The sequence below is a fragment of the Enterocloster alcoholdehydrogenati genome (genome assembly GCF_013282095.1).
In the GTDB taxonomy this organism is placed as follows: Bacteria; Bacillota; Clostridia; order Lachnospirales; family Lachnospiraceae; genus Enterocloster; species Enterocloster alcoholdehydrogenati.
The window spans coordinates 160,447-172,519 of the sequence record NZ_BLTJ01000005.1; the positions used below are offsets into that span (position 1 = coordinate 160,447).

The window sequence follows — 12,073 nt, forward strand, 5'->3', positions numbered from 1 at the left end:
TTTCTTTTGTATCCTATTAAAAAACGAACCCACCGGGCAAAAAACGGGCAGATAGTCTGGCCACCGCATCGTCTGCCGCAGCAGCGAATATTTTCTTCTAAAAAAGGGTAAAGGAGGATTCCTCCTGCAAGTTCCCTGTTACAAGCCCCTCTGCCGCACCGGTCTGTTCAATAATGTTTTCTCCGGCCCGTCGTATTTTTTCAGAATCCGCCTGACTGCAGACAGGAACAACCCTGGCATTGGGAAACGCATTTTTCAGAGGAGTCACATAGCCATATTTCATAAGGCAGGCCATATCCTCTGTCTCTACAATCCAGGGCATTTCCGATTTCAAAGAGGGACGGCCGAAGCGGTTCAGGATTTCTCTGGACGGTTCCCTGCGAAAGCAAACTTCTTCCCCCTTTTTTCCCAGAGCCTTAAGGCCGCATATGCTGAGGATCAGGTTCGTATCCGGAGGGATCACCGGCTCATCTGGCCCAGGCGCCTTTAACGGCAGACATCTGGCCCCGTCCGCTTCTGTCAGGATGAGATCTGCCAGTTCTATGGCCTGATGATAAAATTCCCAGCCCCAGAAGGAGATTTTTTTTCTCCCCGGCGTCTTTTCTTCCAATTTTCCGGTGACGGCAATTTTGTTGTTCTTTATCATATCATCCAGAGCCCTAAGAGAGTCCTCCAAAACGGCAAATCGCTCCGGTACAGCCATATGGGTGGTGGGAATTACCAGTACGCGAAGCCCCTGCTGCCTTCCTTCCCAGGCCAGACGGCGGATCAGGGACGTTTTGCCCCCTCCGCCCGTAAATGCTGCCACAAAAGGGGCTTTCCTTCCCAAAACTGCATCCAGTTCCAGGGCCTCCCACAGGCTTTCAGCGCCAGTCCATCTCTTCTGTTCAAACTCCCCCCATGCCCCGGCCTCTGCTCTTATCCTCTCATAATGATATACGTCCAACCGTTTGCCTCCCTTGTCTGCTTATGGAATTATTTTATCACAGGCGAAGGCTCCAGGCAATCACAAAGGTGTTTTCCATGCTGTTTTGTGCAAATAAAAACAGCCTGTGCCGGACACGGCCTCCTGTTAGCTGCCATATCCGATCCGGGCTGTTTTCCTGAGAGCCTTTTAAACGCTCCCCAACACATCTATTAAAATCTGCTGCATCAGTTCTTTTCGTGATCGCGGATCACACGGTACATATCGTATCCAAGGCTTGCAAATACGATGACCACTGCGATAAATCCCATTCTTTTCTTCCTTTCCTTTCAATCAGCGCCTGATTGCTTATGATGGCTCTATTATAGCCGGAGCGTGCGATCCCCGCAATCCGCAGAGTGGACAATCTTTTTTTTGATATTCTAAATTTTTTTGTATTGTATGCAGTGTATTTAACAAATGAGAAATCTTATCACTTGATTTGTATGGACATTTTGCCTGTTATCCTGTATGATGAACTCATTAAAGTTAGTGCGTACTAACCATTTTGCAATTATATCTTTGAGGGGCTGTGTACAGCAGCGTTTCTGTGCCCCCTCTTATCTGCAAGGAGGAATCTGTATGAGTGTTGTTATTATTGGAGGCCACGACCGAATGGTCAGTCAGTATAAGAAGATCTGTAAGAGTTATAACTGCAAGGCAAAGGTATTTACCCAGATGAGTGCCAGCCTGGATAAGCAGATCGGCCGGCCGGATCTGCTGGTGCTGTTTACAAATACCGTATCCCACAAGATGATCCGCTGCGCTCTGGACGAGGTCAATGAAAATGAAACGGAGATCGTGCGCTGCCATACCAGCAGCGGTTCTGCGCTGACGGAAATCCTGATGCAAAAAACCGCTGCCTGTTAAAGAGAACGCTGCCGGATCAATACTCCCGCAGCGCCCTGACAGCCGTGTCAATATGCTCTTCCGTATTAAAATGGGAAAAGCTGAATCGAACCGCTCCCTGCTCTTTCGTTCCCAGAGCCAGATGCATCAGAGGCGCACAGTGGCCGCCGGGCCGGACAGCAATGCCGTATTCCTGGGATAGATAATCGCTGACTGCGGCTGAATCCTCGTCTCCCAGGTTCAGTGACACGATGGGTGCGCGGTTCTTTTGGGAAAAATCACCGTAGATACGAATATCCGGGATTTCCCGCACCTGTTCATAAAAACGTTTCATTAAGAACTGTTCCCGCTTTCTCAGCTGATCCATCCCCTGCTCTTTGATATAGTAAAGAGCCGCTCTCAGCCCTGCGATGCCGTGACCATTTAAGGTTCCGGCCTCCAGGGCTGTCGGCATCTGAGAGGGGTGTGTTTTTTCAAAGGTCCTGATCCCGCTCCCGCCGGATAACAGGGGGCGGATGACAAGTCCCTCCCGTACGCAAAGACCGCCTGTGCCCTGGGGGCCCATAAGGCCCTTGTGACCGGTAAAGCAGAGGACGTCGATCCTGTCCCGTTCCATATCAATGGGAAATACTCCCGCTGTCTGGGAGGCGTCTACGATAAAAAGTGCTCCCGCCTGACGGCACCAGGCTCCCACCATAGCCAGATTCTGACAGTTTCCGGTGAGGTTTGAGGCGTGGGTCATGACAACCGCCCTTGTGCCGGGGGTGATAGCCTCTTTTAACGCCTCAAGATCCAGGCGGCCTGCTGTCTGTGCTGTCCGTTCAATATTATTATTTTCTCTGCTGTCCCCCTTTTCCCGCTCACATCCGACCACAATCAGCTCTGCACCCATTTTCTCCATTTCATACAGAGGACGCAGAACACTGTTATGCTCTAAAACGGTAGTCACCACCCGGTCACCGGGGGCTATGAGCCCCTTGACTGCAATATTTAAACTTTGGGTCGCATTAGCAGTAAAAGCCACCTGCTCCGGGCCCGGCGCGTGAAACAGCTGTGCAATCAGCTGCCTGGTCTCAAATACGATCCTGGCCCCGGCAAGTGCCTCTCTGTGTACGCCTCTGGAGCAGTTCCCTATAGACCGGATAGCCTCTGCCACTGCCTCCGCCACCTGGGGCGGACGGTAAAAGGAGGTAGCCGCACTGTCTAAATAAATCATGAATCCCTCTCCTTTAATGGCCCTGTTTCATTTCCAGATACAAAAGCCCCTCTAAAACAGAACCTCCAATGGCCCTTGCCTTGTCGGAAATAGTAAAGCAGTTTTCAAATTCCTGTTCCCTTGGGTCAATGTCCGCGATCTTAAAGCCCTTTGTCACCGGATATCCGTCACGGATCAGCCCTCTTACCAGACCGGTCAGCGATGCCTCCACCGTCACCTCCCCCTGTCCGGTAACAATGATGGCGATCGGCTGCCCCTTTTCCACCCGGTCCCCGATCCGAACCGTTCCAAACAGGATCCCCTGTGCCGGTGAATGGATCACCCGTTCTTTGTCAAAGCCGCCGATCCGTCCGGGGACTCCCGTATTGGGAAGCGCACAGCCCTTTGAAAGGATCCTTCCCAGATCGTGGCCGCGCATGGTCTCGATAACCAGATCCACGTCCTCACCCGCTGTAAATCCCGGCCCCAGACCAATGGTCTTGTCTGCCATGTCTCTCGTGGTGCCCAGATTTTTCTTTGCCAGAATTGCGTCTACCAAAGCCCAGGGGCGCACCCTTTTCAGAATATCGCACCTTTCATCTATCATCACTGGCACAGCCGCCTCCCAGACGGCCTTTGCCTCCTCATAGCTGGATACCTTTAAACAGGTCACTCCCTCAATCTCGCTGCTTCCGTCGTAAATAGCCTCTGAAAACGCCACCTGCCTGCGGATCGCAGACGGCGTCCCTGTTTCCAGCACCAGCACCGGATAACCGCACCGGTGAAGGCGATGGATGGTTCCTGTGGCGATATCCCCTCCGCCTCTGACTATGATCAGCTGTCTCTGTCTCTCCATTCCCTTCACCTTAAGGCCGTATTAACAGCGCTGCTCCGGTCATCCTTTCTGCAATCTCATACATATTTGTGACACTGCCTGCTCTCAGCTTGTCTCCCAGGCCATAGTGATTCAGGCAGGTGCCGCAGGTTAATATCTCCACGCCCTGAGCCTCCAGCGTCTTAAGATCTTCCAGGTTATCAGATCCCTCACAGGAGAGGAATGCCCCTCCGTTGTAAAGAAGAACGGCCTCTGGAAGAACCTCCTGCTGCGTCAGGGCATAGATAAAGCCTTTCATCAGAAGCGCCCCTAACGCAGGATCCCCCTGTCCCATCTCACGGGATGAGATCACGGCTACCATGCCTTTTCTTCGCCCGTCAGGACAGCAGACAGCTGCCGGCTCTGGCAGGCTATTCTGCTGGCCTTCTGTCTCCTGAGAGGCCGTTTTGGTATTCCCGGCGGCAGTCAGCACCACTGCATACTCTCTTTCTCCCTTTTTTTGGGAAGAAAATGCCAGCCCCTTATAGTCTCCCAGCTTCTTTAAATTCTGTACTGCAATCTCATTGTCTACGATCACCTCTACCTGCTCGCCCGCAGAAGCGGTCTCCAGGGCCTTTTTGGCCTCGATTACCGGCAAAGGACACTGTTTTCCTCTTTCATCCAGTCGTATCATCGTTTTCACCCTCCTGTATCACTCTACAATAACGGCCTTTTCCTGCCGCTCTTCGATCCTTCCCACGATGGCGCAGGGAAGTCCCAATTCCTTTAACTCCTTTAGCGCCTCGGGCGCATCCTCCATCTTTACGGAAGCCAGCAGGCCGCCGGAGGTCTGCGGATCATAAAGAAGCTCTTCCATGGCAAAGCCGCACCTTCCCAGTTCCACCTTATCCTGAACATGGTTTCGGTTTCTCTGTGCGGCGGCTGTAATGTAAAATTCCTCCGCCAGTTTAGGAGCCTCTGGGATGTACGGGATCTGATCCCTGCTTATGCGGGCTGTCGCCTGATCCGTTACCATCTCACAAAGATGGCCCAAAAAGCCGAAACCGGTTACATCCGTACAGCCGTGCGTTCTGTATTTCCCCAGAATATCCGCCGCGTACCGGTTCAGCGTAGTCATGGATCTTACCGCAAGATCATAGGCCTCCTGAGGAGCCGCCTTTAAACGGGCCGCCGTACACACCAGGCCCACGCCCAAAGGCTTTGTCAGGATCAGAGCATCTCCCACCCGGCAGCCGCTGTTTGCAAATACGCGGTCAGGATGAATGATGCCGGTAACAGAAAGGCCGTATTTTACATCACTGTCTGCAATGGAATGGCCGCCTGCCAGTACGCCCCCGGCTTCTCTCACCTTCTCGCTGCCTCCCTGCATGATCTTTCCCAGGATATTTAAGTCCATGGTCTCAGGAAAGCATACGATGTTTAAAGCTGTCTTTACCTGCCCTCCCATGGCATAAATATCGCTTAAGGCATTGGCCGCCGCGATCTGGCCGAAGATATAGGGATCTTCCACCATGGGCGGAAAAAAATCCAGGGTCTGAACCATGGCCAGATCATCGGTCAGCTTATATACGGCCGCATCGTCAGAGCCGTCATAGCCAATCAGCAGATTGGGATCCCTGGTCTTTGGCAGCCGGTCCAGCACACGTGCCAGAGCGCCAGGCCCCAGCTTGGCCGTACAGCCTCCCCCTCTGCAAAATACGATCTCCTCACTCATTCCCTCTCTCCTCCTGCTGTTTTCATTTCCTGCAGCCGCTCACTGGAGAAATACTTCTCAAACAGCTCATCCAACGAAACCTCTGCCTCGCTGCGAAAGCCCGCGTACGCCTTCATCAGAGCCTTTGCCTGAGGCGTAAGCGTGGAGCCTCCGCCGTCCTTTCCTCCAGTCTCCCGATCTGTCAGGGCAAAGCCCCATTCCTTTTCCGCTACCTTGAGCATTTTCCAGGCTTTGCTGTAGGCCATATTCATAGAACGGGCGGCCCGCTGAAGGGAACCTGTACGCTCTACCTCCTCAAGGAGAACCACCATTCCCGGCCCGAATGCCTTTTCCTCAAAATACAGCCGCAGCGTAAGGCCGTAATGAAGTCTGCCTGTTTTTTCCATTGCTTTCCCCTCCCGTTATTTTCCCTCTTATATAACGATTCCTGTAAAAAAACCGGTATGTGTCTTTTTCAGAATAATTCGCCGAAGACCAAACCAGCTGTTTGCAGCGTATCGTCATCCTGCATTTTTACAAATGCACAACGCTGTAAACAGTATAGCATATTTTTGTGCTGTTTACCAGCATAGGCAGCAAATCCGTTCAAAAAACAGCTGCCTTCCCGACCGCATGGAAACGCAAAAACAGGCTGCACGGTTTTTATTCCGTACAGCCTGCTTTACCGGCTATTCCTTTCGTTTTTTTAGATGAAGGGCCAAATATACCCCGGTCATAAAGGACGAAAGAAGAAACATAACATGGGATCCATGGCGGTTTTCCCCTGTCTTTGGCAGAGGAGCCAGAGGAACATCCTCATCAAACAGGATTACAGGATCGTCCTGTTTATCCGGCCACTGTGCAAGAGGAACTTCCTCCGGCGCAATGGTGACCGTCTCCGTGTTATCTCCCGGTCCTCCATTAGACGGGTTGTGTCTGCCGTGATTCGTGGTTCCGGAGCCGCCCCCTGAACCTCCAGATCCGCCAGAATGACCGCCGTCCGGGACGGCAGGAGATGTCTCTGGAGAGGTTGGCGCTTCGGTTTCCGGCTGACTGGGATCTGTCTCTGGCTGACTGGGATCCGTCTCCGGCTGACTGGGATCTGTCTCCGGCTGACTGGGCTTCGTCTCCGGCTGACTGGGCTTCGTCTCCGGCTCCTCAGGCGGATCGTTCTTTACTGTGTTGACAAAGATAACGGTCTGTGTCTTTCCCGCCTGTACGGCAGCCTCCGCACTTGTGCCTTCCCTGCCGTCTGCTGTTACCTGATACCCAAAATCCTCTTCTATGGGGCTGCCCGCTGCATTTGCAGCCTCAGTTACGGTGTAAGTTCCCAAAGGCAGCCCGTTGATCATAAGCGCGTTTTCTTCTTTCGCCGGATCATAGGCAAGCCTGATGGTCTTTACCTCCTCTGAGGCATTTCCATTTCTGTCAAAATAGCGCACCCCATCTGTCACGGTAAAGTAGAATTCTGTTTTCTCCTGCCTGTCAGTCTCCTGACCGTTCACCTGTTTTGTCAGTTTCAGACTTCCCGTCTGTTTCTGATTCTCCACTGAAACAGGAAATCCTGGAATATAGATATAATGGCTCATATTCTCCGGAAGCTTGGTTTCTGTCCCCGTTGGTATATAAACATCCATCGCCTCGCTCTGTATATATCCGTCAGGCACCTTTGTTTCCACCAGCCGGTAAGCCTTTCCGCTTTTAAGCCCGCCTATCGCAACATTGGCGCTCTGGGAGCCATCCTGGATAACCGGCTCGTATGTACCTATGGGATCCGACTGACCGGTAATCCTGCCATCCCCATCCAGCTGCAATTCATACAGGGTAAACTCTGCTCCCTCCAGGGGCTGACCCCACTGATCAGTTTTTGAAAGCTCGATGGAATAATCACCGGTTACAGATGCAGATGACTGCACAAGGGTAATGGTATCCTTATGCTCTGTTTCTATGGATTTTCCCGGTCCATAAATCAGCTCTGCATGATTGCTGACATTAAACTCCGTTCCAATGGCTCCATTTAAGGCAGCCTCATATGTAATCGTAATAGGCGTCGCGTCTGGCAGGTTGCTGATGGTGCAGACAGAGCCGTTTACGGCAATCTTAGCTTCTTCAATCGCCGCTTTTGTCTTGCTGTTGACCACCTTTATGGTTTTCGGGCGAAAACTCATATTGGGATTTCCAAGGGTATCCCTTACGGTCAGCGTTCCTCCGTCCTTTCTCAGCTGGGAAGCCGGCTGATTTACCGACAGAGTGTACTGCGCCGATGGTGCGGTATACTCATCATACATCATTCCCTTTATGAGGAAGTTTGTTTTTAACTGGGCCTCTGCGCCCACCCTGGCAAGCTCAATACCGTCAATGTGCATGGCTGCTTCATTCTTAAACGTTGTTTTTTTGGGGTCATTCACCCTGGTTTCCACAACCAGTCGGAATACATGATTGATATTAAAGTCCTTTCCCTTTGACCGGACATAGTCCCTTGCCTTCTTGAGGTCGATCTTTACGGTCTGACCATCCACCGTATAGTCCTCCCCTGCTCTAAGCGTTACATCCTGGTATGCACGGGGATAGATATTGACCAGTTCCAGCCCCTCAGGCAGCTTCTCTTCAATCAGTACATCTCCCACTGCATCAAAGTTGACCTTATCGTCATATGCGTTTCCTTCCAGTATCCATTTGATGGTTCCTGTCTGGGCGTCCTGTCCCTCCACACCTTTTCTCAGAAATCCTTTGGCAGCTGGAAGGGACTGAGATGCCTCTGCCTGCACCGTCGTATCCTTATTAGGTTTCAGGATGGCCCTGTTTTTAAAGGATGCAGACTGACTGCTGGACCAGTAAAAGGAATCCCCGGATTCTCCTGTATTTCTTACATAGGATCTGTATTCAATGGTTACCGGACTGGGAACGGCTTTTGTAAATTTGATGGCAAACCGATTATCCGCAAAATTCTCTACTTCATAATCGGAAACCTCACTTCCCGTTCTGTCTTTGACTGAGAGGCCTTGTTTCAGGGTGCTTTCATCGATAAATGTATGCTTGACACTGCCGTCTCCGCCGCTTACAGAAAGCTCGTCGCTATAGACCCCATCTACTGGAATGACCGCATCCTCCGAATTTATCTGTCCGTTTACATACTGGGTCAGAACTGCCTTCCAGCCAATGATCCCCAGCTTCCCATCCTGCCATCCGGTTGTTGTTTTCGTCAGCGTATAGGTGTTGTATATACATTCTATGCTGGTAGATCCAGGCCTGGTTCCGGGATAACCGCTTCCCTCAGGAGCAGTCAGAAGAATCTCATTGCTGGCATTGCTGCCGCTTGGTTCCTGTATATCTGTATAGTAGGTAAACTGAAGGAAACAGCGCCCCAGCTCTTTTGGTATTGTATATTCCCAGGAATAGGAGTCTCTTTCAACAGGCACTGTAGTTTCACCTGACACATTTCCATTTTCCCGGTCGTAAGCAGTTACCTTAACCGCTCCCACATAATGCTGCTGTTTGTCAGAGTCTGAAACCTCTGGCAGCGTATCCTTCACCGTCCAGCCTGTCATATCGATCAGATTCGGATTAACGGATACATTATACTGAATACTAAACGGGATGGTTTGATCCCCAACTGTTTCATTGATACGGACCGTACCGTTCTTTGAAACCAGGGAAATGGTTTTTCCAAACCAGGACTGGGTCTGAGCCTGTACTGTTCCTCCTTCTGTGTCAGCCGCAGCTGCCGTGATCACGGCCGTATTGGTGAATGACGCCCGCATGGAGGAAGAAACACGATTTCCGTTTTCCGTCTGTTCCGGCTGCTGGGCTTTCCATGCGCTGGGATTGATCTTCATCCAGTAACTCAGTTTCACTTCCTCACCAGGTTTCATAACAGCCGGGTTTCCATCCTGATCCAAAAGGCGGATCGCACGGCTGTCAGATGAGCCTGTATTGTCAAATTCTGCTTTTGCAATATTGCTGCCCTCTGGTGTCGACTCCAGACGTATTCCAGCTGTATCTATATACTCAATCGCCCCATTTTCGATTTCGCTGAATCGATCAGTAATCACAGGATTTGTAAGTGCTCCTGTATTCTTTGCATCTGCCGTGATCTTCAGGTGAAAACGCACGGCATCCGGAATACCGGTAGTATCCGAATAATGCAGGTCTCCTGCGGAGTTTTCATCTGTAAACCGATCTCCGCTGTTATCTTTTTTAATCGTGATGCTGTAGTGTTTTTCCTGTTTTATTTCAGGAAATACAAGGGTTTTGTCAAGGTCATCATTCTTGATCTCAATTTCCGGCTTTCCTTCCGGTTCTTTTGAAAAATCAACGCTTCCCTTTACGGTTAGCTGGCCTTTAAAATTGGCGCCCACATTTTCTGTGATATCAATGGAAAGTATTCCATTTTGTTCCACATTCAGACTTCCAACCACCTTATCTCCAAACATGACCGGCGTATCTGTTTTCGTATCATAGATAATATTGTCCGGCAGCTGATAGACAAAGCGGTCTCCCTTTTTTACTGCATAACCTTTCAGTTCAGGATCGCTGCTGTTTTCCATACCATAGGTAATCTGGAAGGATGTGGTCAGTTCTCTGGGCAAAGGAAGATAATTGCCTTCCTCATCCTTTTGATTCTGATAGATTTTCGTAACCCCATCTTCGTCTACCTCTGCCGTATCAATGACTGTTCCGCTTTTATCCTTTATAATCAGCTTTGGAGATCCCTCGCCCAGCAGCTCTCCAATATTAAATTCTCGGTTCTGGCTTTCATCCACAGTATAGAACACTGGCCCGAAAAAGCCGGATCCGGTAATGCTTGCTGCCACTTCATCGGTGGTTTTTCCATTTGAGAAAGCCGTTTTTGTTCCCTTTAAAGCCTTTGCTTCATGGATGCTGTCACTGATCTGCAGCACCTTTACGCCATCAGCCTCCCTGCTCATTTCTTCGATGGCTGTACCTGAGAAACAAACCTCCACACGGCCATTTTTGGACCACGCAGAATCGTCCATGGGTTCGCCGTCTGCATAAAACCGGATCTCATAGAGAGCCGCAGCTGTAACTGCCTGTCCCTTCTTTAAGCGGTTTTCCCGAATCTCCTCTAACAGCCCGGACGCCTCGTCTTCATTCACCTTCGATACCACAGCTTTTGCACCGGCAGGAAGAACGCCTGCCTCTGCGTGGAGGGCGATATCTGTACCGTCATCCATGGTCATGGTTTCATCAAATTCCGGATAAGAGGCCATTTTCCAATCCTCTAAAAGCTTTAGCTTACCCACGCTGGTTATGTATGCCTTGGCGGTGACACTTTCGCCGATTCCCACCAGATCCCCATAGCCGATCTCCAGATCATTTCCATTATCCTCCGGCTGAGAGGGTGTGGCTGCCGGATCCTTCTGAGGCTCAGAAGGTGTTGCTGGAACCGTTGTCTGGATCTCGCCCTTTGTCTCTGCCTGTGTGGTGCTCTGGACGGGTGTTTGTGCTGTACTGTCGCTTTCCGTCTCACTTTCACCAGAGGCCGTCTCGGTCTGGGATGGCTGCTCCATATCCTTAGAGGCGCTCTCCCCGGTTGAAGCTTCTGTTTCCGGCAAAGAGGCGTTTTCCTCCGTCTGGGACTGGCTCTCTTCTGCCGTGGAGGTTTCTGTCTCCGGCTGTGAACCATCTGTAGAAGCCAGTTCGCTCTGCGTCTCACTCTCCGGCGTCTGGGCCGTGACAGCCTCCGTACTTACCACAGCGTCAGAATCCATCCCGTCCGTCTGTGCGTCATGAGCTTTGGAATTTAACAGTTCCCCTTCGCTCTGCTCCGTTTCGGCAGACGATTTTGTATCGCCGACGGCCTCCTTCTGCTCCGTCAGGGTCTCCTCTGTGTGTTCTGTCCTGGCCGTCTCGGGTTCCGCAGACGTTTCATCTGCAGCTGTCTTTCCTTCACTCACAGACTCTCCTGCCTGGGTTTCAGATTCCTGAGGCTTTTCCTGCTCGTCCTTAAGGTAATTATCTTCCTTTATAAATGCCTCCTTATAGGACTTTACCGAAACACGGCTGGTCTTTTGTATTTTTCCATTCTCATGCTCAACCGCAGTGGAAAAGCTTATGCTGCTTTCACCGCCGTTTTCATACAGAAATACCAGCTGCTCATCGCCTGTAAGTTCATAAGAGGCATCCGCATCCTCCGGCAGACGGATAAAGGTTCGGACACTGGCCTCCTGGTCCTGCCCGTCAATTTCAGGGTAAAATTCATAGAGGCTGCCGGTTCCTTCAAAAAAGAGCCGGTTGTATTTTTCTACACGCCCCTGTGAAAACTCCAGTTCATCCGGCTGAACCGTTTTTTGGGACCCATCTAATCCCCGGATCATGTCCATAATCGCACCGGCAAGATCCGCGCCCCTTACAGAGAGGTCTCTGTGCTCACCGCCGGAAGCCGCGTACACGGTGCTCAGAGTATTGCCTATATTGGTCAAAGTCAAAGCCGCAGCAATTCCAATTGCGGTAAGTCGTTTCCCAATTCTTCTCAAGTTTAAACCTCCTTCTTTCATTTTTCGGGAAAAGAATACC

The 12,073-nt window shown here is 51.0% G+C and carries 8 protein-coding genes; 1 reads left to right on the top strand and 7 read right to left on the bottom strand.

Annotated elements, in window-relative coordinates:
• Window positions 1-97: 97 nt before the first annotated feature.
• A complete protein-coding gene (yqeC, locus tag HW447_RS07475) occupies window positions 98-946 on the bottom strand; it encodes a selenium cofactor biosynthesis protein YqeC (protein WP_176254697.1) in 849 nt (282 codons plus the stop codon).
• 600 nt (window positions 947-1,546) lie between these two features.
• On the opposite strand from yqeC, the gene HW447_RS07480 reads away from it, so the two are divergent.
• The gene (locus tag HW447_RS07480) at window positions 1,547-1,834 is read left to right on the top strand and encodes a DUF2325 domain-containing protein (protein WP_176254698.1); all 288 of its coding nucleotides are present in this window, start codon (window positions 1,547-1,549) and stop codon (window positions 1,832-1,834) included.
• Window positions 1,835-1,850: 16 nt separating this feature from the next.
• Here the strand turns inward: HW447_RS07480 and HW447_RS07485 are convergent, their stop codons facing one another.
• The 6 genes from HW447_RS07485 to HW447_RS18120 form a co-directional block, all read right to left on the bottom strand.
• Window positions 1,851-3,029: an aminotransferase class V-fold PLP-dependent enzyme gene (locus tag HW447_RS07485; protein WP_176254699.1), complete on the bottom strand. Its 1,179-nt coding sequence runs from the start codon at window positions 3,027-3,029 to the stop codon at window positions 1,851-1,853.
• Window positions 3,030-3,042: 13 nt separating this feature from the next.
• A complete protein-coding gene (gene yqeB, locus HW447_RS07490) occupies window positions 3,043-3,864 on the bottom strand; it encodes a selenium-dependent molybdenum cofactor biosynthesis protein YqeB (RefSeq protein WP_176254700.1) in 822 nt (273 codons plus the stop codon).
• Between the two features lie 10 nt (window positions 3,865-3,874).
• Window positions 3,875-4,513 (bottom strand): sulfurtransferase-like selenium metabolism protein YedF, encoded by a 639-nt coding sequence (gene yedF, locus HW447_RS07495; RefSeq protein WP_176254790.1) that lies wholly within the window; start codon window positions 4,511-4,513, stop codon window positions 3,875-3,877.
• A gap of 21 nt (window positions 4,514-4,534) precedes the next feature.
• Complete coding sequence (gene selD, locus HW447_RS07500; RefSeq protein WP_176254701.1) at window positions 4,535-5,557, bottom strand: selenide, water dikinase SelD; 1,023 nt, start codon at window positions 5,555-5,557, stop codon at window positions 4,535-4,537.
• Window positions 5,554-5,943: a winged helix-turn-helix domain-containing protein gene (locus tag HW447_RS07505; RefSeq protein ID WP_176254702.1), complete on the bottom strand. Its 390-nt coding sequence runs from the start codon at window positions 5,941-5,943 to the stop codon at window positions 5,554-5,556. Before HW447_RS07505 ends, selD begins: the two co-directional genes overlap by 4 nt.
• Before the next feature lie 282 nt (window positions 5,944-6,225).
• Window positions 6,226-12,033, bottom strand: coding sequence for a doubled motif LPXTG anchor domain-containing protein (locus tag HW447_RS18120; RefSeq protein ID WP_176254703.1), 5,808 nt, complete (start codon window positions 12,031-12,033; stop codon window positions 6,226-6,228).
• Window positions 12,034-12,073 lie beyond the last annotated feature (40 nt).

What these genes read in the sequence shown, in the direction of transcription:
- HW447_RS07480 (WP_176254698.1), top strand. Translation starts at nt 1,547, where the DNA reads ATGAGTGTTGTTATTATTGGAGGCCACGACCGAATGGTCAGTCAGTAT.
- HW447_RS07485 (WP_176254699.1), bottom strand. Translation starts at nt 3,029, where the DNA reads ATGATTTATTTAGACAGTGCGGCTACCTCCTTTTACCGTCCGCCCCAG.
- yqeB (WP_176254700.1), bottom strand. Translation starts at nt 3,864, where the DNA reads ATGGAGAGACAGAGACAGCTGATCATAGTCAGAGGCGGAGGGGATATC.
- selD (WP_176254701.1), bottom strand. Translation starts at nt 5,557, where the DNA reads ATGAGTGAGGAGATCGTATTTTGCAGAGGGGGAGGCTGTACGGCCAAG.
- HW447_RS07505 (WP_176254702.1), bottom strand. Translation starts at nt 5,943, where the DNA reads ATGGAAAAAACAGGCAGACTTCATTACGGCCTTACGCTGCGGCTGTAT.